Origin of the sequence: Sphingomonas sp. (assembly GCF_041661885.1) — a bacterium.
Taxonomy (GTDB): domain Bacteria; phylum Pseudomonadota; class Alphaproteobacteria; order Sphingomonadales; family Sphingomonadaceae; genus Sphingomonas.
On record NZ_JBAZTL010000001.1, the window covers coordinates 200742 to 225746 of the forward strand.

A 25005-nucleotide genomic window follows, 5' to 3' on the forward strand; every position below is an offset into this window, starting at 1 on the left:
GTTTCATGAAATTGGCAGCGCTGACCGGCGGGGACGAGAGCGCTACCGTCACCGGTTTCGCCATCGATCATCGCAAGGTAGCACCGGGCGTCGTGTTCGGCGCGTTCCAGGGCGCGGTCGTCAATGGCGAAGACTATATCGCAGCCGCCGTCGCGGGCGGCGCGATTGCGGTGGTGGCGCGTCCCGAGGCCCAGGTCGTCGGCGCGCTTCACATCGCCGATGCGAACCCGCGCCGCAAATTCGCGCAGCTCGCCGCGCGGTTCTTCGCGCCCTTCCCGGAGGTTGCGGTTGCGGTTACCGGGACGAATGGCAAGACCTCGACGGTCGAGATGGTGCGGCAAGTGTGGCGGATGGCGGGGTTCCACGCCGCCTCGATCGGCACGCTTGGCGTCACCACCGCCGATGACCGCGTCTCGACCGGGCTGACCACGCCCGACATCGTCACCTTCCTGTCCAACGTCGCCGGGCTGAAGCGCGAAGGCGTCAGCCATGTCGCGTTCGAGGCGTCGAGCCACGGTTTGTCGCAATATCGCACCGAAGGGCTGGCCGTCCGCGCGGCGGCGTTCACCAATCTCAGCCGCGATCATCTCGATTATCACGGCACGATGGCGGCGTATCTGGACGCCAAGCTGCGGCTGTTCAGCGAAGTCCTGGAAGGTGATGGCACGGCGGTGGTGTGGGCTGACGATCCCGCCTCGGCGCGCGTCGCCGAGGTGGCGCGGGCGCGCGGTCTTCGTGTGCTCTCGGTCGGCACGGCGGGGGAAACGCTTAAACTGGTCGGGCGCGATCCGACTTTGCTGGGGCAGGGGCTGGTGATCGAGGCGGAGGGCAAGACGTATAAGGTCACGCTGCCGCTGATCGGGGCGTATCAGGCGGCCAATGCGCTGACATCGGCTGGGCTGGTGATTGCGTGCGGTGGGTACATCGCCACAACAATCGCCGCGCTCGCCCGGTTGCAGCCGGTGCGCGGGCGGCTGGAGCGCGCGGTGATCGCGGCTAAGGGGGCACCGGTCTATGTCGATTATGCGCATACCCCCGACGCGCTCGAAGCGGCGATTTCGGCGCTCAAGCCCCATGCAGGCGGGCGACTGATCGTGGTGATTGGCGCGGGCGGCGATCGTGACCAGGGCAAGCGCATCGAAATGGGGCGCATTGCGGCGGCGATGGCCGACCATGTTATCGTGACCGACGACAATCCGCGTTCGGAAGATCCGGCTACGATCCGCGCGATGGTGCTGGCGGGCGCGCCGGATGCGACCGAAATCGGGTCGCGCCGGGATGCGATCGGCGCGGCGATCAGCATGGCCGGGCCGCAGGACATCGTGCTGATCGCAGGCAAGGGGCATGAGCAGGGGCAGATCGTCGGGGATCTGGTGCTGCCGTTCGACGATGTCAGCGTCGCGCGGGAGATGGCTGCGTGAGTCTCTGGACTTCCGCTGCGATCGCTGCCGCCACCGGCGGCACCGCGTCGGGTGATTTCACCACCACCGGCGTGACCTTCGATTCGCGCGAAGTCGGACCCGGCGACCTGTTCGTGGCGATGACCGGCGCTGCGACCGACGGGCATCGCTTTCTCGACCAGGCGTTTGCGCGCGGCGCGGCGGGGGCGTTGGTGTCACGACCGAGCGCGCACCCGCATGTGCTCGTCCCCGATACGATGGCCGCGCTGGAGAACCTCGCCCGCGCCGCGCGCGCGCGCACGGCGGCGAAAATCATCGGTGTCACCGGGTCGGTCGGCAAGACCGGCACCAAGGAGGCGCTGTACGCTGCGCTGGAGCGGAGTGCGCGGGCGCGCACGCACCGTTCGGTCAAGAGCTACAACAATCACACCGGCGTGCCGCTGAGCCTCGCGCGGATGCCCGCCGAAACGCGCTTCGGCGTGTTCGAAATGGGCATGAACCATGCGGGCGAACTGGCGCATTTGACGACGTTGGTGCGCCCGCACGTTGCGATCATCACCACCATTGCCCCCGCCCACACCGAATTCTTCCGCGACGAAGCGGCCATCGCCGATGCCAAGGGCGAGATTTTCGCCGGGCTGGAGCCGGGCGGGGTGGCGATCGTCCCGTATGACAGTCCGCACCGCGATTGTCTGATCGCCGCCGCCACGCCTTACGCCGCGCGGATTGTGACCTTCGGGCTCGACAAGGGGGCAGACGTCCGCGCGATCGAGACGATGCGCACCGAAAGCGGCGGCACCTTCGTCACTGCGGTGGTGGGGCCACGCGAACTGAGCTTCACGATCAGCCAGCCGGGGCAGCATTGGGTGTCCAACAGCCTGGCCGTGCTGGCGGCGGTGGATGCGGTGGGCGGCGATCTCGCTTTGGCAGGGCTGGCGCTGGCCGAACTGGGCGGTCTGGCCGGGCGCGGCGCGCGTTTTACCGTCGCTGTGGGCGACGGGCAGGCGCTGGTGATCGACGAAAGCTACAACGCCAACCCATCCTCGATGCGCGCGACACTCGCGGTGCTTGCGGCGGAACCGGCCAAGCGCAAAATCGTCGTGCTGGGCGAAATGCGCGAGCTCGGCGACGGCAGCGATGCCTATCATGCGGGTCTCGCCGAACCGGTACTGGCGGCGGGCGTCGAAGCGGGCATTCTGGTCGGTGAACGGTCGCGCCCGTTGATGAACGCGCTTGAGGGCAAGGGCGATTTCGTCCATGTCGCCGACGCCGCTGCGGCGCGCGCCAGCCTGTCTACGATGCTGGCACCGGGCGATGCGGTGCTCATCAAGGGATCGAACGGCGTGGGGTTGGCGGCGGTTGTCGCTGGCCTGCGGAGCGGGGAACACTAATGCTCTATTTCATCGCCGCCTATCTCGGCTTCCCGAGCGTGCTGAACCTGTTTCGCTATCTGTCGTTCCGCACCGGGGGGGCTGTGGCGACGTCGCTGTTCCTGGGGCTGTTGATCGGCCCGCGTTTCATTGGCTGGCTGCGCGTGCGCCAGGGCAAGGGGCAGCCGATCCGCACCGACGGCCCGCAAACGCACCTCGCCAAGCGCGGCACGCCGACGATGGGCGGGCTGATGATCCTGACCTCAATGGTGTTTTCGATCCTGTTGTGGATGGATTTGTCCAACCCGTTCGTCTGGGCCTGCACCTTCGTGACGCTGGGCTTCGCCGCGATCGGTTTCCTCGATGATTATGACAAGGTGCGCAAGGCGAGCACGGCGGGCGTTTCCGGACGGCTGCGGCTGGTGTGCGAATTTGCCATCGCCGGCATCGCCGCGACGATGATCGTGCATGAAAATGGCACGCATCTGTACCTGCCGTTTTACAGCGGGCCGGTGATCGAGCTGGGTTATTTCTACATCGTCTTCGCTGCCTTTACCATCGTGGCGTTCGGCAATGCGGTGAATTTGACCGACGGGCTCGACGGTCTGGCGACGATGCCGGTCATCATCGCCGCCGTCGCGTTCATGCTGATCGTGTATCTGGCGGGTAACGCCAAATTTGCCGCCTATCTCGGCATTCCGCACGTGCCGCACGCCGGTGACCTCGCCATTTTCTGCGGCGCCATTGTCGGGGCGGGGCTGGCATTCCTCTGGTTCAACGCGCCGCCAGCGGCGGTGTTCATGGGCGATACCGGCAGTCTAGCCCTCGGCGGCGCGCTTGGCGCGATCGCGGTGGTGGCGCATCATGAAATCGTGCTGGGTATCATCGGCGGGCTGTTCGTGATCGAAGCGATGAGCGTCATCATCCAGGTGTTTTTCTACAAGCGCACCGGTCGCCGTGTATTCAAGATGGCGCCGATCCACCACCATTTCGAGCAACTCGGCTGGAGCGAGCCAACCGTGGTGATCCGCTTCTGGATCATCGCGCTCGTGCTCGCGCTGGCGGGGTTGGCAACGTTGAAGCTCCGGTGATCGTATCGCCCCTCTGGCGCGGCAAGAGTTACGCTGTGCTGGGGCTTGCGCGCTCTGGTGCCGCGACCGTGCGCGCGCTGCTGGCTGGCGGTGCGGCGGTGACGGCATGGGATTCGGACGCGACGCGGCGAAATCAGATCCTCCCCGGCACGGGGAGGGGGACCGCCAGCCTCCTTCAGGCTGGTGGTGGAGGGGGCGCGCCGCACAGCGCGCCGCTCGCTGAGGCCCCCCTCCACCCTTCACCGGAAGAGGTGAAGGGTCCCCCTCCCCGTGCCGGGGAGGATTTGACCTTCGCCGATCCCGAAACGATCGATCTCGCCGGTTTCGACGCGCTCGTCGTGTCGCCCGGCGTGCCGCTCAACCGTCACCCGGTGGCGGCCACGGCGCGCGCGGCGGGGGTGTCGATCATCGGCGATATCGAGCTGTTTGCGCAGGCCCGGCCTGCACTGCCGCCGCACAAGGTGGTGGGCGTCACCGGCACCAACGGCAAATCGACGACGGTTTCGCTGATCGATCACATCCTGCAAACGGCAGGGGTCCCGTCGCGGCTGGGTGGCAATATCGGCTTGCCGATTCTGGAGCAGGCGCCGCTGCCCGAAGGGGGTGTCTATGTGCTGGAACTGTCCAGCTATCAGATCGACCTGACGCAGAACCTCGACTGCGATGTTGCGGTGTTGCTCAACATCACCCCCGATCATCTTGATCGCTATGACGGCTTCGACGCTTATGCCGCCTCCAAGGCGCGTCTGTTCGCGATGCAGTCCGCGGCGCACGCGGCGATCATCGGGATTGGCGATACGCCCTCGGCGCAAATCGCGCGCGGCCTGTCGGCGCGCGGTGAGCATTTGACCAAGATCGCCCCCGGCGTGTGCATGGATCAGTCGCGTTGGCCGTCGCTGCAGGGCCCGCACAATGCACAGAATGCGCTGGCCGCGATTGCGGTGGCGCAGGCGCTTGGCGTGCCCGAAGCCGCGATCGATGCCGCCCTGCAAAGCTTTGTCGGATTGGCGCACCGCATGGAACGCGTCCGCGTCCTGCGCGGGGTTAGCTATGTCAACGACAGCAAGGCGACCAACCCCGAATCGACCGCCCCCGCGCTGGCCGCGTTCGGGCGGATTCACTGGATTCTCGGCGGCAAGGCCAAGGCCGACGATCTCGACGCGTGCGCGCCGCACTTCGGGCATGTGGTGCGCGCTTATACCATCGGGCAAGCAGGCCCGCGTTTCGCCGAGATACTGCAAGGTCGGGTGCCGGTCGAGCAAAGCGGCGATCTCGCCACCGCCGTCGCCGCTGCCGCGCGAGGCGCGCAGCCTGGTGACTCGGTGTTGTTGTCGCCGGCGTGCGCATCGTTCGATCAGTTTCGCGATTTCGAGGATCGTGGCGAGCAGTTTCGCCGCGCCGTGGCGCAACTGGCATGAACGAGGCGCGCCAACCCGCGCCCAAATTGTGGCGGGGCATGAAGGGGCGCGGTGGTCGCGGCGACCGCTCGGCGCTCGGCATGTGGTTCTGGGATATTGACCGGGTGCTGCTATTGTTGACGCTGCTGCTGATCGCGGTCGGGCTGGTCGCGGTTGGCGCAGCCTCGCCCGCGGCGGCGACGCGCTATTCGGACGACAAGCACCACGTACCGCCGCTTTTCTATCTGTGGTGGCAGCTTGCCTGGGTTTGCGTGTCGTTGCCGGTGTTGCTGGTCGTATCGATGCTGCCGGTGGCGATTGCGCGGCGGATGGCGTTGATCGGGACGATTGCCTGTCTGGTGTTGCTGATGCTGGTGCCGGTGATCGGCGTGGAGAAGAACGGCGCGACGCGCTGGCTCAATTTTGGCGTGTCCTTGCTTCAGCCATCGGAGTTTCTGAAGCCGTTCTTCATCGTGACGGTCGCGTGGCTCTTGTCGATGCGCGCGCAGGATGAGGCCTTGCCCGTCGTGTTCATCACTGGCGCGATGACCGCCCTGGTTGCGTTGCTGCTGATGCTGCAGCCCGATTTCGGGCAGACGGTGGTGTTTTGCGCGGTGTGGATGGCGTTGCTGTTAATCTCCGGCACGCCGCCAAAGGTCATGATCGGGTTTATCGCCGCAGTGCCCGCCGGGCTGGCCGCAGCCTATCTGTTTTATGGCACGGCGCGCGCGCGCATCAACGCCTTCCTGTTTCCGGGGACGGAAGGGGTGGGGGCCGCCGACCATTTCCAGACCAATGCCGCGCATGACACGATCACCGCCGGGGGCTGGCGCGGCACCGGGCCGGGTGGTGGATCGATGAAGTTCCGTCTGCCCGAGGGGCATACCGATTACATCTTCTCGGTGATTGGTGAGGAGTTCGGGCTGCTCGCGTGCATGGTGATCGCGTTGCTGTTTTTGGCGATCGTGGTGCGGGTGTTCGTCAAGCTGCTGGATGAGGAGGACGAATTTCGCCTGTTCGCGGCGGCAGGGCTCGCTACGCAATTTGGCGTACAGTCGTTGATTTCGATGGCGGTCAATACCGGGCTTGCGCCATCCAAGGGCATGACCTTGCCCTTTATCAGTTATGGCGGATCCTCGCTGATCGCCTTGTCGATCGGGATGGGCTTGCTGCTGGCGTTCACCCGGCGCAATCCTTTTGTCACGCGATCAAAATACATCGCCCAGCGGGGCAGCGGGCATCGGAGCGGGGTATGAGTACGGCACGACATTTCGTTTTGGCAGCGGGCGGCACCGGCGGGCACATGGTTCCGGCGGCAGCACTCGCCGCCGAACTTATCAAACGCGGCCATTATGTCGCACTCATCAGTGATGAGCGCGGGGTGCGCTTTCCTGGCCTGTTCGAGGGCATCCAGACGCACATCCTGCCCGCCGGACGGCTGAGCGGCGGGCCGATCGGCTATATCAAGGCGGCGTCGGCGATGCTGAAGGGCCGCGCGATGGCGATCGAGCTTTACAAGAGCTTCCGGCCCGATGCGGTGATCGGTTTCGGCGGCTACCCCGCGCTGCCCGCCCTGCTGGCGGCATTCAATCAGGGCATCCCGACGGCGGTGCATGAACAGAATGCCGTGCTCGGTCGCGTCAACCGGCTGGTCGCGAACAAGGTCGATGCGATCGCAACCTCTTATGAAGACATCGCGCGGCTGGCACCCAAGTTGCGCGCGAAGACGCATCTGGTCGGCAACCCGGTGCGCGATGCGGTGCTGGCGCTGCGCTCCAAACCCTATCCGTTGCTGGAGGAGGACAGCATCTTTCGCGTGCTCGTTACCGGCGGCAGCCAGGGTGCGAGCGTGCTGAGCCAGGTCGTCCCCGATGGCCTGTCGCTGCTGCCCGTCGCCTTCCGCCGTCGCCTGCAAGTCACGCATCAGGCGCGGATCGAGGATATCGACGCGTGCCGCGCCAAATATGCCGAATTGTCGATTGCGGCCGATCTTGCGACCTATCTGCCCGATTTGCCCGAGCAACTCGCCTGGGCGCATCTGGTGATCGCGCGCGCGGGTGCTTCCACGTTGGCGGAACTGACTTGCGCAGGGCGGCCCGCGATCCTGGTGCCGTTGCCGTCCGCGACCGATGACCATCAGACCGCCAATGCGCGCGAAATGACACAGGCGGGCGGCGCGCGCACGATCGACCAGCGCAATTTCACGCCGGTTGAGTTGGCCAAGCAGATGCAGCGGCTCGGGCTTGATCCGGCGGCGTTGCAAAATGCGGCGGGGCGGGCGCGGTCGTGCGGTCGGCCCGATGCGGTGCGCGATCTTGCCGATCTGGTTGAGAGTTTGGGCGATACGCCGGGTGACATGCCGATTGGCGCACCACGCGTGGTCAATATGGGTGAACGGGAGGCTTTTGCGTGAAGGGTGTCGCAACCGACATCGGGACGATCCACTTCGTCGGCATCGGCGGCATCGGCATGTCGGGCATTGCCGAGGTGATGAAGAATCTCGGTTATGCCGTGCAGGGGTCTGACGTAGCCGAGGGCTATGTCGTGGAAGGGCTGCGCGCCAAGGGTATCCCTGTTGCGATCGGCCACCGTGCCGAAAATCTGGGCGATGCGGCGGTGATCGTCACCTCGACCGCGATCAAGCGCGGCAATCCCGAAGTCGAAGCGGCGCTGGAGCGGCGCATTCCGGTGGTGCGTCGCGCGGAAATGCTCGCCGAACTGATGCGCCTGAAATCGACCGTCGCGGTCGCGGGTACGCATGGCAAGACCACGACGACCAGCATGGTCGCGGCGCTGCTCGATGCCGGGGGCGTCGATCCCACCGTCATCAACGGCGGGATAATCAACAGCTATGGCTCGAACGCACGGCTCGGCGCGAGCGACTGGATGGTGGTTGAGGCCGATGAGAGCGATGGCAGCTTCCTCCGGCTCGACGGTACGATCGCGGTCGTCACCAATATCGATCCCGAACATCTTGACCATTATGGCTCGTTCGATGCGGTGAAGGATGCGTTCGTCGAGTTCGTCGAGAACGTGCCTTTCTATGGCGCGGCGTTGCTGTGCCTCGATCATCCCGAAGTGCAGAACATCATCCCGCGCGTGCGCGACCGGCGCGTGGTGACCTATGGTTTCTCGGCGCAATCGGACGTGCGCGGCGTCAACGTGACGCCGACGCCCGGCGGCAACCGCTTCGAGGTGATTATCCGCCACCGCGACGGCACGACGCGCTCGATCGAAGGCATCGATTTGCCGATGCCGGGGCGGCACAATGTGCAGAACGCGCTGGCGGCGATTGGCGTGGCGCTCGAACTCGGCATCGATGATGCGACGATCCAGCAGGGTTTCGCGAAGTTCGGCGGCGTGAAGCGGCGCTTTACCAAGGTCGGTGAGACCAATGGCGTCACGATCATCGACGATTACGGTCATCACCCGGTCGAAATCCGCGCCGTGCTGTCGGCGGCGCGCGAGGGCGTGCAGAACCGCGTGATCGCGGTGGTGCAGCCGCATCGCTATTCGCGGCTCGGTGATTTGATGGAAGAGTTTCAGGGCGCGTTCAACGATGCCGATATGGTGTTCGTCGCGCCGGTTTATGCTGCGGGCGAGGCCCCGGTCGCGGGCGTCGATGCCGAAGCGCTGGTCGAGGGGCTGAAGCGACGCGGGCATCGCTCGGCGGCGACGATTGCCGATGCGGCGGCGCTGGCGCAGGCGCTGGCCAAGGTCGCGCAGCCCGGCGACATGGTGGTGTGCCTGGGCGCGGGGGATATTACGAAGTGGGCGGTTGGCTTGGCGGCTGGCATCGAGGCGGCGAAGTGAGTGCTGCACCCGCAATCCTCCCCGGAACGGGGAGGGGGACCAGCGAAGCTGGTGGAGGGGGCGTGTCACACGCGACCGCTTCTCCTGCGGCGAGCCCCCTCCACCCTTCGCTAAATGCTCAGGGTCCCCCTCCCCGTGCCGGGGAGGATCTTGTCATTGAAGGCCGCATCACCTCCGCAGCCCCCCTCGCCCCGCTCGTCTGGTTCAAATCGGGCGGCGCGGCGCAATGGCTGTTCGAACCGAAGGATGTCGCCGACCTCAGCGCCTTCCTCGCCGCGCTCGACCCGGCAACCCCGGTGATGGCACTCGGCCTTGGCTCCAACATGATCGTGCGCGACGGTGGCGTGCCCGGCGTTGTCATCCGCCTTGGCAAGCCCTTCGCCACGGTCGAACGGCTCGATGCCACCACGCTGCGCTGTGGCGGCGGGGCGAGCGGGATTCTCGTGTCGTCCACCGCGCGCGATGCCGGGATTGGCGGGGTGGAATTCCTGCGCTCGATCCCCGGCACCGTCGGCGGCTTCGTGCGCATGAATGGCGGGGCCTATGGCCGCGAGACCAAGGACATTCTGGTCGAGTGCGAGGTCGTGCTGCGATCAGGCGCGCGGCAGGTGCTGACGGTCGAGCAGCTTGGCTACACCTATCGCCATTCGACCTTGCCTGAAGGTTGTGTCGTGGTCAGCGCCACCTTCCGTGGCCATGCCGAAGACCCTGCTGTCATCCAGGCCGAGATGGACCGCATCGCCGCCGCGCGCGAGGAATCGCAGCCGCTGCGCAGCCGCACGGGCGGTTCGACCTTCAAGAACCCGCCGGGCGAAAAGGCGTGGGCGCTGATCGATGCCGCCGGGTGCCGTGGTTTGCGCATCGGCGACGCGCAGGTCAGCGAGAAGCATTGCAATTTCCTGCTGAACCTCGGTTCGGCGACCAGCGCCGAGATCGAAGCGCTGGGCGAAGAGGTGCGCGCGCGGGTCAAGGCGCATTCAGGCGTGACCCTCGAGTGGGAAATTCAGCGGGTGGGGGAAGTGAAGTGAAGGGCGTTTCTGCAATCCTCCCCGGTACGGGGAGGGGGACCATTCGCGTTCTTCACGCGAATGGTGGAGGGGGATCGCCACGAGCGCTCCGCCCGTTGCACGCCCCCTCCACCATTTTGCCGGAAGGGGCAAAACGGTCCCCCTCCCCGGTACGGGGAGGATTCCAATGAGCCTCCACGTCGCAGTCCTGATGGGTGGCTGGTCGGCCGAGCGCGAAGTATCGCTGATGACGGGCGCTGACGTCGTCAAGGCGCTGGAGTCGCTCGGCCACCGTGTCACCGCGATCGACATGGGGCGCGACGTCGCGGTCAAGCTCGCCGAAGCGAAGCCCGACATCGTGTTCAACGCGCTGCACGGCACGCCGGGCGAGGACGGTTCGGTGCAGGGAATGCTCGATCTGATGGGGTTGAAATATACCCATTCGGGCCTCGCCACCTCGGTCATCGCGATCGACAAGCAATTGACCAAGCTGCTGCTCGTTCCCGCCGGGATTCCGATGCCGGGCGGGCGCATCGTCAAGAGCGAAACGCTCTACACCACAGACCCGCTGCCGCGCCCCTATGTGCTGAAGCCGGTCAACGAAGGCTCCTCGGTCGGCGTCGCGATCGTCACCAACGAAGGCAATTACGGCAGCCCGATTGCACGGAGCACGCCGGGGCCGTGGGCTGAATTCGAGGAACTGCTCGCCGAACCCTATATTCGCGGGCGTGAACTCACCACGGCGGTGCTGGGCACGCAAGCGCTGGGCGTTACCGAGCTCAAGCCAAAGAATGGCTGGTACGATTACGACGCCAAATATACCGACGGGCTGACCGAACATGTCTTCCCCGCCGACGTGCCCGACGAAATTGCGGCGGCGTGCAAGCGCATCGCGCTTGATGCGCACCGGCTGCTCGGCTGCAAGGGCGCGTCGCGCTCGGATTTCCGCTGGGATGACGAACAGGGTGTCGATGGACTGTTCCTGCTCGAGGTCAATACCCAGCCGGGCATGACCCCGCTCAGCTTGCTCCCCGAACAGGCGCGGCATTGCGGCATTTCCTATCCGGCGCTCGTCCAGACGCTCCTCGACGAGGCGTTGAAGGGGGCGGTGGCATGAGCGCCACGATCAAGCGCGGCACCGCGCGCCGCCCGGTGCAACCCAAGCGGCGTCCCCCGCCCAAGGTCTCGACGATTGACCGCGTGATCGCGATGTTGCCGTTCAGCGAGGCGACGCTGCGCCGCATCGCAACCTGGACGATCATGGGCATGATCGGTGCGGTCGGGCTGGTGACGGCCTCCTATTTCGGGGTTCCGGGCGCAGTCGGCTCGGCGCTGGGCGAGGCGATCGGTGAAGCGGGCTTCCGCGTCACCAATATCCAGATCACTGGGCTCAACCGGATGGATCATAATGTCATTTACAAGATCGCGGCCAACCAGCCGTCAATGGCGATGCCGCTGGTCAGCCTCGAAAAGATCCGGCAGGATCTGGTCGCGCATAGCGGCTGGATCGAGGATGCGCATGTTTCACGGCGCTTGCCCGATACGTTGATCGTACATGTCGTCGAACGCCAGCCGAGCGCAATCTGGCAGAAGGATGGGCAACTCGCGTTGATCGCAGCCAACGGGACGTGGCTGGAACCGGTCGATCCGCAGGCGATGCCCGATTTGCCGCTCGTCATCGGCGCGCACGCCAATGAACAGGAACCCGCTTATCGTCAGTTGCTCGACGTGGCACCGGCTTTACGTGGGCAAGTAAAGGCGGCGACCTGGGTCGGTAACCGGCGCTGGACGCTGACCTTTGAGACCGGCGAGACGCTGGCGCTGCCCGAGGGCGATGTCGCGGCGGGCAAGGCTTTGGTCAAATTCGCCGAGCTTGACGGCGTCAAGCCGCTGCTCGGCAAGGGCTGGCTCGGCTTCGACATGCGCGATCCGACACGGCTGGTCGCGCGTAAACCGGGAACGGTTTCAAACCGCGCGATTACCGATCCTGCTGCTCCGGTGGCGGGGGCAACCGGGGCGGTGACGCAGCCGGTGCGAATCGAAGCGAAACAATCTGGGCCAGCCGGTGAAGGATAGGGTATCGAAGCCGGACAACAGGGGTATGGCGTAATGGCGAAGGCAGCACCGGAAGGATTGATCACCGCACTCGACATCGGCTCCTCCAAGGTGTCGGCGATGATCGCGCAGAAGGGTGATGGCGGGGAGCTGATCGTGCTCGGCACCGGGCAGCGCGAGAGCAAGGGCGTCAAACGCGGCTATATCGCCGACGCAGCCGCAACCGAGGTCGCGGTGCGCGAGGCGGTTGAGCAGGCCGAACGCATTGCCGGCACGAATATCGAGAATGTCTGGGTCAGCTTTTCGGCGGGCGGGCTGGTGTCCGATGTCGCCTCGATCGAGTTCGAACTGGGCGGCCACCGCGTCGAGCAATCCGATATCGATGCGCTGTTGCAGGCTGGGCGGGATTCGATCGATCCGCAGGGCCGGATGGTGCTGCACGCGCAGCCCGCGCTCTATACGCTCGATGGGCTGACCGGTGTAAAGCGCCCGCTTGGCCTCCACGCCGACCGGCTGGGTGTGCATATCCATGTCGTCGCCGCCGATGGATCGCCGGTGCGCAACCTTGGTTTGTGCGTCGCCAACGCGCATCTCGAAGTGAAGTCGATCATTGCCTCGCCAGTGGCGACGGGCATGGCGTGCCTGAGCGACGAAGAGCGCGAGCTAGGCGTCGCCCTGGTCGAACTGGGGGCAGGGATCACCAACGTTTCGCTGTTCGCGGGCGGAATGCTGGTCGGGCTGATGTCGATCCCGATTGGCGCGCAGGACATTACCGACGACATCGCCTCCGCCTTCGGCACGCGCCGCGCGCAGGCCGAGCGGATGAAGTGCGTCCACGGCTCGGCCAACGCCTCCCCGCGCGACAATCACGAAATGATCGACGTCGCGCCGATTTCGGCGGAGGAAGATGCCAGCGACGGCGCGCGCATCACCAAGGCGCAATTGATCGCGGTCATCCGGCAACGGCTCGATCATCTGATCGGCGAAGTCGGCAAGGCGCTGGCCGAGCTGAAGTTCGAAGGCCCGGTCGGGCGGCAAGTCGTGCTGACCGGCGGCGGCGCCGAGCTGAAAGGGATTGCCGATTACGCGCAACAGGCATTGGGTCGTTCGGTCAGGATCGGGCGTCCACGCGGGCTGACCGGCCTGCCGGAGGCACATGCGACCCCGGCATTCACGACGCTGGCGGGGCTGGCCTTCTACGCGGCGGCGGACCCGGTCGACCTGCGGGCGTTGTCCGGCAAGCAGCAGTTGGTGCACCGTCCAAAGGGATTCGCGCTGTTTCGACGCCTGCTGGCGGCGGCGCGGGCAAATTATTAAAGAATTACGACAGGATTTAGCTGTTCGCGCTGGAACGACCGCAACCGATGGTGCAGAACAGCGTCAACCTATATTTTTCGCGCCGGGGTGTGGGCGCACGGTGGAGACCAGATATGAGCATCGAATTTTTGCCACCCGAAGTTGACGAACTCAGCCCGCGCATTGCGGTGATCGGGGTTGGTGGTGCGGGGGGCAACGCCATTGCCAACATGATGCGCGCCGATGTGCAAGGCGTCGATTTTCTTGTCGCCAACACAGACTCGCAGGCGCTGAAGCAATCGACCGCCAGCCACAAGATTCAGCTTGGCGCGAAGATCACGCAAGGGCTGGGTGCTGGCAGCCGCCCCGAAATCGGTCGTGCAGCGGCGGAAGAGACAATCGAGCAAGTCACCAAGATGCTCGAAGGCGCGCATATGTGCTTCATCGCGGCGGGCATGGGTGGCGGCACCGGTACGGGCGCTGCCCCGGTCATCGCCAAGGCGGCGCGCGACATGGGCATTCTGACCGTTGGCGTGGTGACCAAGCCGTTCGCCTTTGAAGGCACGCGTCGCGCGAAGAGCGCCGAAGCGGGCATCGAGGAACTGCAGAAATATGTCGATACGCTGATCGTCATCCCCAACCAGAACCTGTTCCTGGTGGCGAATGCGAACACCACCTTCAAGGAAGCGTTCCAGATGGCGGACGAGGTCCTCCAGCAGGGCGTGCGCGGTATCACCGATCTGATGGTCATGCCCGGCCTCATCAACCTCGATTTCGCCGACGTGCGTTCGGTGATGCAGGAAATGGGCAAGGCGATGATGGGCACGGGCGAAGCCTCGGGCGACAATCGCGCGATCGAGGCGGCGTCGAAGGCGATCGCCAACCCGCTGCTCGACGGGGTGTCGATGAAGGGGGCCAAGGGCGTGATCGTTTCGATCACCGGCGGCGACGATATGCGCCTGCTCGAAGTCGACGAAGCCGCGAACCACATTCGCGAGCTGGTCGATGAAGACGCGAACATCATTTGGGGTTCGGCGTTCAATCCCGAGCTTGAAGGCAAGATTCGCGTCTCGGTCGTCGCGACCGGGATCGAGGCGGAGGCGCGTCCTGTTGCGGCTCCCGCGCCTGCGTCGCGCGCGTTCAGCTTCGCCGCCCCGAAAAAGACCGAGGATATAGCAGCCGTAGCAGCCCCTGCGGTCGAGCCCGAACCGGCACCCGTGGTCGCCGAGCCCGAACCGGTTGCCTCGCCAAACGACGAGTTGGTGTTGGGCAGCGAGGCCGCCGTAGTCCCGGAACCTGCGGCACCGATCCGGACTTTCGGGGATGATTTCGACGTTCCAGCCGCCGCAGCCGCCGCAGCCGACGACACGCCGACCGAAGCGCCGACGCGTCGGCGCTGGCTCTCGCCTGGCGCCGCCGCTGCGGAAGAAACACCGGCAGCGCCGGAGCCGGTCGCTCCGGCGCCGCGCGTCAAGCTTGGCGGTACGTTGTTCGAACGCATGTCGAGCGTCTCGCGCGGTGCCGCGCGTGACGAGGAACCTTCGGCAGACAAGGATGCGCTCGACATTCCGCGCTTTCTGCACCGCCAGAACAACCAGTAAGAGAAAGCACGCATCGGCGGCGGGCAGCGCGCAGCCTGCCGCCGATGCGCGTCGCTTTGCCGCACTCGGTCGCTTCGCGACATTGCCGGTTGCGGCGTGAGCGGCTCTAGGAAATGAGATGCGCGTTCGTTTTGCCGGTTCGATTCTCGCGCTGACCGCTTGCGGGGCGGCGGCACATGCGCAGACCGGGGCACCATCTCCGTATCCGACCGCGCCCTATCCCTACACCGTACAGCCCCTTTCGGACGCGGATTTGCTCGCAAGCGAAATCCGCGCGCTGGCGAGTGATCCCAAAGATCTGCAAGCCCTGGTGCGGGCCGGTGAACTCGCGCTCAAGCTCGATGACGATACCGCAGCGGCGGCCTTCTTCGCGCGCGCCGAACGCATCGACCCGCGCAACGCGCGCGTAAAGGCAGGCGAGGGCGCGTTGCTCGTTGCTGCCGAACGTCCGGGCGATGCGCTTCGTCATTTCGCCGAAGCCGAGGCATTGGGCGGCGATCCGCGCAGCTTTGCCGCCGATCGCGGTCTTGCTTACGATTTGGTGGGAGAGCAGGAGCGCGCGCAACGCGATTATCGCCTGGCGTTGAAGGCGGGGGCCAATGATGAAACGCAGCGTCGCTACGCGCTGTCGCTCGGCATTTCCGGCAAGCGCGATCTGGCGCTGGCGCAAATCGACTCGTTGCTGCGCAAGAGCGATCGCGGGGCGTGGCGCGCGCGCGCCTTCATCCTGGCGATGGCGGGGGACAAGACCGGCGCGGAGACAATCGCCACAAGCATGATGCCCGCAGGCATGGCGCAGGGGTTGCAGCCATTCTTCGAAATTTTGCCCACGCTGCGCCCGGTCGATCGGGCGTTTGCGGTGCATTTCGGGGAGGTGCGGCCCAGCGCAGAGCGGTTGGCGGATGCCCGCCTGATTCCCCCGTTGGCAGCACTTGGTCCTGATCCGACAGCACCGAGCCCGGTGGCGGTTGCGGGGGTAGCCAAGCCGCTGGTTGTCGCGGATGCACGCGAAGAACGGCGCAAGGCCCGCAAATCGCGCAAGGATCAGGAACGGGTGGATATTGCGGCGGTCACGACCCCGGCTCCGCCCCCGCCGCTTGTCCCGCCGGTTTACAGCCCTGCGCCCGTCGCCGCGCCGGTCGTGCTGGCATCCAACATCGCTGTTTTACCGCCGTCCGCGACCACGTCGCGTGTCGCCGGTATCCTTCCTACAGCGTCCGCTTCTGCCAACGTCGCGTCCGCTCGCGCGCCGGTTTCGCAAACATCGTCGTCAGGAGCGGCCAATGCGGTGCGAGCACCGGCTCCGTCGGTCGCTCAGCGGCCAGCGCCCCCTGCGGCGGTGGTGCCGACGCCGGAGGTCGCGCGCTTCGCGGCTCCCCCCACTACCGAAGCGGATCGCAAGGTGCCTGTGTCCACCGCTGTTCCGGCGGCACCGCCTGTTATCGTACAAGCACCGCCACCAGCAGCGGTGCAGCCTTTGCCGCCAACGCCGGTGCGGAGCGAGGAATCGATTCTCGCGGCGATCATTTCCGACATCAAGGTGCCGGGCGCTGAACTTGAAGCTCAGGCGAGCGCCCCGGTCGCCGAAGTCGCTGCCGCACGACGCGCGTCCGTGGCCCCGCAGCCAGCCGTCGAGGCTGCGCCGGACCGGGCAGCCGAGGACAAGAAATTAGCCGACAAGAAAGCCGCGGCCGAAAAGAAAGCGCTCGCCGACAAAAAGGCCGCTGCGGACAAAAAGGCGGCCGAGGTGAAGAAGCTGGCGGCGGACAAAAAGGCAGCCGAAGAGAAAAAGAAGAAAGACCCCAAATTCCTGGAGCCCGCCCGCGTGTGGGTGCAGGTGGCCGGTGGGGCGAATGTGGGGGATTTGCCCAAGCAATGGGCCAAGATTCGCGCGAAATCGGCCAAGGCGTTTGGCGGGAAATCAGGCTGGACGACGCCGCTGCGCGCGACCAACCGTTTGCTGACCGGGCCGTTCAAATCGGAGGATGAGGCGCAGAGCTTTGTCAACGGCCTGGCCAAGGACGGTGTTTCCGGGTTCGTGTTCGTCAGCGAAGCGGGCCAGAAGGTCACCAAATTGGCGGCGAAGTGATGAGGGTTGGGGCGCAATGACGACGCTCGCGCCGTGGGCGTCGCACCCGGAGCGCAGTTTCGGTCGGCTCCATCAGGAACGGACGCCCGACGATGCGGGCCTTCGTGGCCCGCGCGATGCGTTCCAGCGGGACCGCGATCGTATCATCCATTCGATCAGTTTTCGACGGCTGCGGCACAAGACGCAGGTGTTCATGGCCCCCGATGGCGACCATTTCCGCGTGCGGCTGACCCACAGCCTTGAGGTTGCACAAATCGCCCGAACCGTGGCGCGCGCGCTGGGGCTCAATGAAGATCTGACCGAGGCGCTGGCCCTGGCGCACGATATTGGACATCCGCCCTTTGGCCATGCGGGGGAGGATGCGCTGGAAGCGGCGCTCGCCGGGCAGGGCGGGTTCGATCACAATGGCAACACGCTGCGCGCGTTGATGAAGATCGACAGCCCGTATCCGCGCTGGGACGGGCTGAATTTAACCTGGGAAACGCTGGAAGGGCTGGCCAAGCACAATGGCCCGATCACCGCGCCCGGCTGGGCACTGGCCGAGTGCGATGCCGCTTTCCCGCTCGATTTGGCGCGCTGGCCCAGCCTAGAGGCGCAAGTCGCCGCGATTGCCGACGACATTGCTTATGACAATCATGATATCGATGATGGATTGCGCGCGGGTCTGTTGACGCTCGAGCAGTTGCTGGAGGTGCCGGTGGTGGCGCGTGGCTGGGCGCAGGTGCAGGCGCGCTTTCCCGGCGTTGCGCACCATCGCCTGATTGGCGAATTGATCCGGTCGCAAATCGGCGCGATGGTCAACGATCTGATCGGCGAAACCCGTTCGCGCTTGCAGGGGATCGGCAGCATCGCGGACGTACGCGCTGCGGGGCGGTGCCTGGTCGGATTTTCACCGGAAATGCGCGAAGACGAGCGCCTTCTGAAACGCTTCATGTATGCCAACCTCTACCACCACCCGCGCCAATTGCAGGCGGCGCGCGCGGCGGAAGGGATCGTGGCGGGGTTGTTCGCGCTGTATCACGCCGACCCGACGCAAATGCCGGGGGATTGGCGGGAGCGTATGCCCGAGGATGAACCCGCGCGCAGCCGCCATATCGCCGACTTCATTGCGGGAATGACCGATCGCTATGCCATCGCCCGCTATCGCGCATCGGTTGGACCGATTGACCTGCCCGAGGGCTTTTAACGTCCGCGCGGCTTCGTCGTTTCGCTTCCCCGGACAGTATCGGGGAGGCGAAACGAAGGAAATGCCCGTGCCTTAGCGGAAGGCGACTTCGGTCTTGGTCAGCTTGGCCTGGGCATTGGGCACCGTAAACGAAACCGGGACACCGCGCGAAACGCCGCTGACATGGTCACCGCGCACGCGGAGCTGGAAGGTTCCACCCGAAACCGCGCGACCGCTGATGAGGACATAATTGCCCTTGTTGACGGTTGTGTAGGTGTAGGTTTCGCCATCGCGCGAGAAGGTGCGCGCTGCGGTGTCGTTGGCAAAGGCTGGCGTGGCAACGGCCAGCATGGCGGTGGCGGCGAAGAGAGTCTTGAACATGATCGTTCCTTTTACCGGGGAGCCAAAGGCCGATCGCGCATCCCCTCCTGGTGGATGTCCTGCTTGGGGCACTTTATATTGCAGTGCAGCAAAGCGCCCAAGCGCAAAGACCGTGCGACCAGTTGCAATAAACGTACGCCAAAGGCCGCATCGGGCACATTCCTGCGACAGGTGCGGTGCAAAGCGTTTCCAGCGAATCGCAAGGGACGAGAGTCGATGACAAAGGCAAGCGTTGCCCTCAACCGTTTCGGCCTGGGCGCGCGTGGCGATCAGCCGGTGCCGACCGACCCGATCGGCTGGCTGACCGGACAATTCGCCAAATACGATCCCCGGCCCGACGGGATTGCGAGTGCGCCGACCAGCGCGGGGGTTTCGGCGGAGTTGGCGGATTACTTTCGGCAACAGCGCGCATTGCGGGCGCAAATTGGCGCTTCACCGGCCAATCCTCCGATAATGGCACCCGGCACGGAGCCCCCGGTCAAGGACGAAGCGGTGCGACAGGCGCGGCAGTTCGCGCAGCGTACCGGGCGCGGTGATTATGCCGGTGCGGTTGGTGCGCGTGCCGTCAACGCTTTGACGACGGATACGCCGTTTATCGAACGGCTGGTGCATTTCTGGGCCAACCATTTCGCGGTGTCCGCCGACAAGCTGACCGTCATCGGTCTGTCGGGGACGCTCGAATTCGAGGCGATCCGGCCTCACGTACTCGGCACCTTTCGCGATATGTTGATTGCGGTTGAACAGCATCCGGCCATGTTGCTGTATCTCGATCAAGCGGTGTCGGTAGGGCCAAACTCGCCGCTCGGGCTGCGGATTGCCGCACGGGGCAATCGCAAGGTTGGCCTCAACGAAAACCTCGCGCGCGAGATTTTGGAATTGCACACGCTTGGCGTGCGGACCGGTTATACCCAGGCCGACGTGACGGAATTCGCCCGTGCGATGACGGGCTGGACCATCGCCGGGATCGGGCGCGGGCCAGGGGCGGCGGCGGCTGGCACCGATGGTTTGCCCGGGGACTTCGTGTTTGCGGTCCCGTTGCACGAACCCGGCGACCGGACGATCATGGGCAAGCGCTATCCGGCGGGCGGGGTCGAACAGGCGCGGGCGGTGCTGTCCGATGTTGCGATTTCCCCGGCGACCGCAACGCATATCGCCACCAAGCTCGCGCGGCATTTTGCGGGCGACACGCCGCCCCCGGCGATGGTCGCGCGCTTGCAGGCGGCGTTCCTGAACTCAGGGGGCGATCTGCCGACGGTCTATCGCGCGTTGATCGCTTCGCCTGAGGCGTGGGTGGAGCAACCGGTCAAGTTCAAGACGCCGTGGGAATGGACGATCTCGTCCATGCGCGCCTTGAACGTCAAAACGGTCGATCCCCAGGTTATGGTCGGGCTGCTCAATCAGCTTGGCCAGCCGACGTGGAAGCCGGGGCAACCGGTTGGTTATGATGATATTGCCGCCAGTTGGGCCGGGCCTGATGCGGTGTTGCGCCGGGTCGAAGCCGCCGAACGCTTTGCCGCGCGCGCAGGCAGTGTCGATGCGCGCGCGCTCGCCCCCAAAGTATTGCCGGGGTCGGTAAGCCCCGCCACGCAAACGGCACTCGCCAATTGCGAAAGCCCGGCACAGGCGCTTGCCTTGTTGCTCGTCGCTCCTGAATTCATGCGGAGATAAGATCATGTATGATCGTCGTTCGTTCATCGGTGCGGGTGCCGCCGGCGCGCTGGCTTTGGCGCTGTCCCCGCGCATGGCCTTCGCCAAGGCCGAGACCGACAAGCGCTTTATTTTCATCATCCAGCGTGGTGCCGCCGATGGTTTGGGGATCGTCGCCCCGGTTGGCGATCCGGCGTTCGTCGGCGCGCGGGGCGATCTTGCGGCCGATTTTGCGACGGCGACCAAGCTCGATTCGATGTTTGCGTTGCATCCGGCGTTGCCGGTGCTGGGCGGGTTATACAGCCAGAAGCAGGCGCTGTTCGCTCATGCGGTGGCCTCGCCCTATCGCGACCGGTCGCATTTTGACGGGCAGAACGTGCTCGAGGGCGGCGGAACGAGCGCCTATCAAAGGAAGGATGGCTGGCTCAACCGGCTGCTCGGCGTACTGCCACCGACCGAGGCGAAGGCGATTGCGGTTTCGGCCACGGTGCCGCTGGCACTGCGCGGTCGGTATGATGTGTCTTCTTATGCGCCGTCCGGCCTGCCGCAGGCGTCCGATGATCTGCTGCAACGCGTGACGATGTTGTATCAGGGCGACAGCCAGCTTCACGCGCTGTGGAGCGAGGCGATGAACACGCGGCAATTGACCAGCGATCTGGCCGGCGGCGGCGGGGCCAATGCGGCGGCGACGGGCGCGCTCGCCGCGCGGTTGCTTGTCCCCGCCGATGGCGCGCGCATCGCGATGATCGAAACCGGCGGATGGGATACGCATACCCAGCAGCGCCAGCGGCTTGGCGCGCAGCTCAAGGGTCTGGACGCCATGATCGCCGCCTTGCAGAACGGTCTCGGGCCATTGTGGAACGATACGATGGTGCTGGTCGCAACCGAATTCGGGCGGACGGTGGCGATCAACGGCACGGGCGGGACCGATCACGGCACGGGCACGGCGGCGATGCTGATTGGCGGAGCCGTGCGCGGCGGGCGGGTGCTGGCGGATTGGCCGGGGCTGAACCCGGCGGCGCTGTTCGAAGCGCGCGACCTGAAACCGACGACGCAGCTCGACGCCTTTATCGGCGGTGCGGTCGCCGGGCATTTCGGCGTCGAACCGGCGCGGGCAATGGCGGCGTTGTTCCCGGAAACGAAGAGCGTGGCGGCGGTGCGCGGTCTGGTGTGATTTTCGCTGCGAATTGATCCAGCGCAAAGCGTGTCGCTTCGGTCCGGTCGAAAGCGGCGCGATGACCATGCCGCATTCCTATGACGTTATCATCGTGGGCGCTGGCCCGGCCGGCCTCGCCTTTGCGCGCGCGCTGGCGGGTACGCGGTTGCGGATCGCGATTATTGACCAAAGCCCCGCCGCAACACTGGCTGCGCCGCCGTGTGACGGGCGCGAAATTGCGCTGACGCACCGGTCGATCGCGACCTTGCAGCGTCTGGGCGCGTGGCAGCGGCTTGACCCGGCGCACATCGCGCCGCTGCGCGAGGCGCGGGTGCTGAATGGTGAGCGGTCCTTTGCATTGTCCTTTGCCGGTCCGCATGAAGGCGATCGATTGGGCTCGCTGGTTTCCAATCATCATATCCGGCGTGCGCTGTTTCAATCGACCGTCGATCAAACCGGGCTGACGCTGCTGGCAGGCACGAATATTCGTGGCGTACGGACCGACGCCGATGCGGCAACGGTGTTGCTCGACGACGGGCGATCGCTGTCGGCGCGGCTGGTGGTTGGGGCGGATTCGCGCTTTTCGTTCGTGCGACGGCAATTGGAGATTGGGGCGCAGGTCAATCCGCTCGGTCGGTCGATGTTGGTTGCGCGCGTCGCGCACGCTGCGGCGCATCGCGGCATCGCGACCGAATGGTTCGGGCATGGCCAAACGATCGCGATGCTGCCGCTGAACGCGCCGCGCGTGTCATCCGCCGTGCTGACCCTGCCATCGGCGGCAATCGACCGGCTCGCGGCGCTGGATGGCGTGGCGTTGGGGGCGGAACTGACGCGCCGGTTTCGCGCGCGGCTGGGGGCGATGGCGGTGCTCGAGGGGCCGCATGTCTATCCGCTGACGACGACCTATGCCCATCGTTTCGTCGCGCGCCGCGCGGCGTTGGTTGGGGATGCGGCGGTTGGTATGCACCCGGTGACCGCGCACGGTTTCAACCTTGGGCTGCAGGGGGCGGTAAAACTCGCCGATCTGATCGCCGAGGCAGCGCAGCATAAGCGCGATATTGCCGGGGACATTCTGCTGCGCCGTTATGAGGCGGCGCATCGGTTGGCGAGCGCGCCGCTTTATGCCTCTACCAACCTGCTGGTGCGCCTTTATACGGATGACAGGCCGGTCGCGCGGATCGTGCGTCCGCTCGCGCTGCGCGCCGCCGCACGTTTGCCGATGGTGCGAACGGCGATCGCGCGGCGGCTCATGCAGCAATAATGTCCCAATGCCGACCGGAGACCCTGTGATGACTGCCACTGCCGAAGCCCCCGCACCCTCGATGTTCGAGCGGATTGGCGGGACCGAGGGCGTGCGCGCGGTGGTGGACCGTTTTTACGATCTGATGGAGCACGATTCGCGCTACGCCGCCTTGCGCGCGATGCATGTCGAGGATTTGTTCCCGGTGCGCGTATCGCTGACTCAGTTTCTCTCCGCCTGGCTCGGTGGCCCGCGCGACTGGTTCGAGGCGCGACCGGGCACCTGCATCATGTCGATGCACCGCGCGATGGGGATCACGCCCGATACGGCGGCGCAATGGGTGGAGGCGATGAGCCGGGCAATGGCCAATTGCCGCGTCGAAAAGGCGCTGGGCAGCCAGATGCAGCAGGCTTTCCTGCGCATGGCGGGCGCGATGATGCGGGCTTAGCGCCCGCGCGATTCTATCCGTCGAAGCCAAGCTTGCGCGCGCGCGCGGCAACGTTGGGGTTGATGGCGAGTGCCGCCGCACGGTCCGCGCTCGCCTGAGCCGTATTGCCAAGCCGTGCGTTGGTGAGGCCGCGCATATACAGCGACCAGGCATTGCGCGGTGTGAGGGCGAGCGCGGCATTGTAATCCAATAAGGCCTGCTGCGTTTCGCCGCGTCGCAGCCGGATCAGCGCGCGGCTGTCCAAAAAGCTGGCGCGGCGTGGTTCCGCCTTTACTGCGGCGTTGCAGTCCGACAGTGCCTTGTCGAGTTCGCGGTTGAGCAATCCGCGCGCCCAGCAGCGGCCGTTGAGCGCAGTGGGGCGGCTGCTATCTTCCTTGTGGCTGGCAAGCCACAGGTCATAATTGCGCAGCGCATCCTCGGGGCGGTCGAGTTGGTCGAACAGGCCCGCTACGCCCAGCCGTTTTTCCGAGGATGGCGGTAAAGCCGCATCCGCCGCCTGTACGTCGTCATTGGCCCCCGCCAAGTTGCCGCCGCGCCGCATCCGCAGCGCCGCGCGGGTCAGGCGTGCATCGGCGAGGGTGGGGGCGAGCGCGATGGCCTTGTCAAGATCAGCCACGCCCGCCTCGAACTGGCGGTTGTCGAGATGGGCGATTGCGCGCTGGTAGAAATAACGGCCCTCGGTCGGGGCCAAGGCGCAGGCCTTGTCGAAATCGGCCAGCGCTTCGGCCAGGTGATGATTGGAGGCGAACACCGCGCCGCGCCGACTATATTCTTCCGCCGTGGTCGGTTCAGGGGCCTTGTTGGTCAGGTCGAGTGCGGTCCCGTCGGAGGAAACCGCGCCTTTGGGCGACAAACCGAAAACGGGGCCGCCTTCATAGGTGATGAAGAGCAAATGTTCCGCGTTGGAGACGAACATACGGTGGGTGAGAAAGAAATCGGCGCCGATCAACATGTCGGCCTTGTTGGCCAGGTCTAGCTGGGAGATGCGCATCTGGGGCCGACGGATCAATTCACCGCCAATGTCGATCGTGTCGAAGGTTGTCTGCCAGGTTTGAACCCGTTTTTTCCCGAGGCCATGACTGGTGCCGACTTCGACCACGTCGGGGGCACCGGGCGTGACCCCAAGCCGCTTCGCCGCGTTCAGCGACAGGACCGAACCATTCGCGCCACTGTCGAACATCGCGCGGATCTTCACGCCGTTGATGAGGACCGTGCCAATCGTATGGGGTTTGAACGGACCGCCCGGCCCAGGATCAAGCTCGACCACCGTGACAGGCTTGGTGCCCGCCCAATAAGCGAGATTGCTGCGCGAGCAGCCTTGCGGTTTCAGCAGGCGCACGATGCCGTGGGGCAAATCATATTCGACATCGGCCAGGCCGAGAATGTTCTGGCCGATCAAGCCCGCCGTGCCGGTGTCGCTGCCGCTGACGATGAAATTGGCTTTGGGGATATTGATGCCCGCCAACGAAAAATCCTTGGCCACCGCGACTCCGGCGGACACGTCTCCACCAACGCCCTTCACGCGGAACCAGACTGGCGCGGGTTCGACGTGCAGGCCAAATTCCGCGGCGCTGGCGGCGGAAATGGTGCTGTAAAACGCACCGCTGTCCAGAATGAAGTGGGTTTCCTTTGTGCCGAATCGCGCCGCGACCAATGGCTCGCGACCCGACATGGTGACGGGAAATTCGGCGATTTTGCTGACCTGACACGCCGCGATTGCCGGAACCGGAGTCAACAAAGCCACGACCGGCGGAAGCAGACGGAGCAGTCGCATGGCATACCTCGTGCGGAACGCGGGAATGCTTGTCATCGCGGGGGTTGGAAAAAACGCAACACCATTCCAAGACGG

General features: G+C 65.5%; 20 protein-coding genes. 18 read left to right on the forward strand and 2 right to left on the reverse strand.

The annotated features are described in order from the left end of the window. The first annotated feature begins 5 nt into the window (after window positions 1-5). The 14 genes from WC704_RS00990 (at window position 6) to WC704_RS01055 (ending at window position 18305) form a co-directional block, all read left to right on the forward strand. Complete coding sequence (locus WC704_RS00990; RefSeq protein WP_372888127.1) at window positions 6-1421, forward strand: UDP-N-acetylmuramoyl-L-alanyl-D-glutamate--2,6-diaminopimelate ligase; 1416 nt, start codon at window positions 6-8, stop codon at window positions 1419-1421. After that, complete coding sequence (gene murF, locus WC704_RS00995; protein ID WP_372888128.1) at window positions 1418-2791, forward strand: UDP-N-acetylmuramoyl-tripeptide--D-alanyl-D-alanine ligase; 1374 nt, start codon at window positions 1418-1420, stop codon at window positions 2789-2791. Before WC704_RS00990 ends, murF begins: the two co-directional genes overlap by 4 nt. Further along, entirely contained in the window at window positions 2791-3861 is a 1071-nt protein-coding gene (gene mraY, locus WC704_RS01000; protein ID WP_372888129.1) for a phospho-N-acetylmuramoyl-pentapeptide-transferase, read from the forward strand. Before murF ends, mraY begins: the two co-directional genes overlap by 1 nt. Then, window positions 3858-5279, forward strand: a complete 1422-nt coding sequence (gene murD, locus WC704_RS01005; RefSeq protein ID WP_372888130.1) for a UDP-N-acetylmuramoyl-L-alanine--D-glutamate ligase — start codon at window positions 3858-3860, stop codon at window positions 5277-5279. Before mraY ends, murD begins: the two co-directional genes overlap by 4 nt. Continuing rightward, on the forward strand, window positions 5276-6514 hold the full coding sequence (locus tag WC704_RS01010; protein WP_372888131.1) for a putative peptidoglycan glycosyltransferase FtsW: 1239 nt from the start codon (window positions 5276-5278) through the stop codon (window positions 6512-6514). Before murD ends, WC704_RS01010 begins: the two co-directional genes overlap by 4 nt. Continuing rightward, window positions 6511-7671, forward strand: a complete 1161-nt coding sequence (gene murG, locus WC704_RS01015) for an undecaprenyldiphospho-muramoylpentapeptide beta-N-acetylglucosaminyltransferase (protein WP_372888132.1) — start codon at window positions 6511-6513, stop codon at window positions 7669-7671. Before WC704_RS01010 ends, murG begins: the two co-directional genes overlap by 4 nt. Continuing rightward, window positions 7668-9071 carry a UDP-N-acetylmuramate--L-alanine ligase gene (gene murC, locus WC704_RS01020; protein ID WP_372888133.1) on the forward strand — a complete coding sequence of 468 codons (1404 nt, stop codon included), beginning with the start codon at window positions 7668-7670 and terminating at the stop codon, window positions 9069-9071. The genes murG and murC overlap by 4 nt, the downstream gene beginning before the upstream one ends. Before the next feature lie 155 nt (window positions 9072-9226). After that, on the forward strand, window positions 9227-10099 hold the full coding sequence (gene murB, locus WC704_RS01025; RefSeq protein ID WP_372888702.1) for a UDP-N-acetylmuramate dehydrogenase: 873 nt from the start codon (window positions 9227-9229) through the stop codon (window positions 10097-10099). Window positions 10100-10265: 166 nt separating this feature from the next. Further along, entirely contained in the window at window positions 10266-11195 is a 930-nt protein-coding gene (locus WC704_RS01030) for a D-alanine--D-alanine ligase (protein WP_372888134.1), read from the forward strand. Then, entirely contained in the window at window positions 11192-12154 is a 963-nt protein-coding gene (locus WC704_RS01035) for a cell division protein FtsQ/DivIB (RefSeq protein WP_372888135.1), read from the forward strand. Before WC704_RS01030 ends, WC704_RS01035 begins: the two co-directional genes overlap by 4 nt. Before the next feature lie 33 nt (window positions 12155-12187). Further along, window positions 12188-13450 carry a cell division protein FtsA gene (ftsA, locus tag WC704_RS01040; protein WP_372888136.1) on the forward strand — a complete coding sequence of 421 codons (1263 nt, stop codon included), beginning with the start codon at window positions 12188-12190 and terminating at the stop codon, window positions 13448-13450. A 113-nt stretch (window positions 13451-13563) separates the two neighbouring features. Further along, on the forward strand, window positions 13564-15030 hold the full coding sequence (ftsZ, locus tag WC704_RS01045; protein WP_372888137.1) for a cell division protein FtsZ: 1467 nt from the start codon (window positions 13564-13566) through the stop codon (window positions 15028-15030). Between the two features lie 118 nt (window positions 15031-15148). After that, entirely contained in the window at window positions 15149-17119 is a 1971-nt protein-coding gene (locus WC704_RS01050; RefSeq protein ID WP_372888138.1) for an SPOR domain-containing protein, read from the forward strand. Between the two features lie 16 nt (window positions 17120-17135). Then, a complete protein-coding gene (locus WC704_RS01055; RefSeq protein ID WP_372888139.1) occupies window positions 17136-18305 on the forward strand; it encodes a deoxyguanosinetriphosphate triphosphohydrolase in 1170 nt (389 codons plus the stop codon). Window positions 18306-18377: 72 nt separating this feature from the next. Here WC704_RS01055 and WC704_RS01060 read toward each other — a convergent pair whose 3' ends face one another. Continuing rightward, complete coding sequence (locus tag WC704_RS01060) at window positions 18378-18665, reverse strand: hypothetical protein (protein WP_372888140.1); 288 nt, start codon at window positions 18663-18665, stop codon at window positions 18378-18380. Between the two features lie 216 nt (window positions 18666-18881). On the opposite strand from WC704_RS01060, the gene WC704_RS01065 reads away from it, so the two are divergent. From WC704_RS01065 to WC704_RS01080, 4 genes are all read left to right on the forward strand, one after another. Further along, entirely contained in the window at window positions 18882-20333 is a 1452-nt protein-coding gene (locus WC704_RS01065; protein ID WP_372888141.1) for a DUF1800 family protein, read from the forward strand. 4 nt (window positions 20334-20337) lie between these two features. Next, entirely contained in the window at window positions 20338-21486 is a 1149-nt protein-coding gene (locus WC704_RS01070; RefSeq protein ID WP_372888142.1) for a DUF1501 domain-containing protein, read from the forward strand. Window positions 21487-21547: 61 nt separating this feature from the next. Next, window positions 21548-22729, forward strand: a complete 1182-nt coding sequence (gene ubiM, locus WC704_RS01075; protein ID WP_372888143.1) for a 5-demethoxyubiquinol-8 5-hydroxylase UbiM — start codon at window positions 21548-21550, stop codon at window positions 22727-22729. 28 nt (window positions 22730-22757) lie between these two features. After that, a complete protein-coding gene (locus WC704_RS01080) occupies window positions 22758-23156 on the forward strand; it encodes a group II truncated hemoglobin (RefSeq protein ID WP_372888144.1) in 399 nt (132 codons plus the stop codon). 13 nt (window positions 23157-23169) lie between these two features. Here the strand turns inward: WC704_RS01080 and WC704_RS01085 are convergent, their stop codons facing one another. Next, window positions 23170-24930, reverse strand: a complete 1761-nt coding sequence (locus tag WC704_RS01085; RefSeq protein ID WP_372888145.1) for an aspartyl protease family protein — start codon at window positions 24928-24930, stop codon at window positions 23170-23172. Window positions 24931-25005 lie beyond the last annotated feature (75 nt).

Bases quoted from the DNA above. Each gene is read 5' to 3' on its own strand.
- WC704_RS00990 (WP_372888127.1), top strand. From the start codon at position 6: ATGAAATTGGCAGCGCTGACCGGCGGGGACGAGAGCGCTACCGTCACC.
- mraY (WP_372888129.1), top strand. From the start codon at position 2,791: ATGCTCTATTTCATCGCCGCCTATCTCGGCTTCCCGAGCGTGCTGAAC.
- WC704_RS01010 (WP_372888131.1), top strand. From the start codon at position 5,276: ATGAACGAGGCGCGCCAACCCGCGCCCAAATTGTGGCGGGGCATGAAG.
- murG (WP_372888132.1), top strand. From the start codon at position 6,511: ATGAGTACGGCACGACATTTCGTTTTGGCAGCGGGCGGCACCGGCGGG.
- WC704_RS01030 (WP_372888134.1), top strand. From the start codon at position 10,266: ATGAGCCTCCACGTCGCAGTCCTGATGGGTGGCTGGTCGGCCGAGCGC.
- WC704_RS01035 (WP_372888135.1), top strand. From the start codon at position 11,192: ATGAGCGCCACGATCAAGCGCGGCACCGCGCGCCGCCCGGTGCAACCC.
- ftsA (WP_372888136.1), top strand. From the start codon at position 12,188: ATGGCGAAGGCAGCACCGGAAGGATTGATCACCGCACTCGACATCGGC.
- ftsZ (WP_372888137.1), top strand. From the start codon at position 13,564: ATGAGCATCGAATTTTTGCCACCCGAAGTTGACGAACTCAGCCCGCGC.
- WC704_RS01050 (WP_372888138.1), top strand. From the start codon at position 15,149: ATGCGCGTTCGTTTTGCCGGTTCGATTCTCGCGCTGACCGCTTGCGGG.
- WC704_RS01055 (WP_372888139.1), top strand. From the start codon at position 17,136: ATGACGACGCTCGCGCCGTGGGCGTCGCACCCGGAGCGCAGTTTCGGT.
- WC704_RS01060 (WP_372888140.1), bottom strand. From the start codon at position 18,665: ATGTTCAAGACTCTCTTCGCCGCCACCGCCATGCTGGCCGTTGCCACG.
- WC704_RS01065 (WP_372888141.1), top strand. From the start codon at position 18,882: ATGACAAAGGCAAGCGTTGCCCTCAACCGTTTCGGCCTGGGCGCGCGT.
- WC704_RS01070 (WP_372888142.1), top strand. From the start codon at position 20,338: ATGTATGATCGTCGTTCGTTCATCGGTGCGGGTGCCGCCGGCGCGCTG.
- ubiM (WP_372888143.1), top strand. From the start codon at position 21,548: ATGACCATGCCGCATTCCTATGACGTTATCATCGTGGGCGCTGGCCCG.
- WC704_RS01080 (WP_372888144.1), top strand. From the start codon at position 22,758: ATGACTGCCACTGCCGAAGCCCCCGCACCCTCGATGTTCGAGCGGATT.
- WC704_RS01085 (WP_372888145.1), bottom strand. From the start codon at position 24,930: ATGCGACTGCTCCGTCTGCTTCCGCCGGTCGTGGCTTTGTTGACTCCG.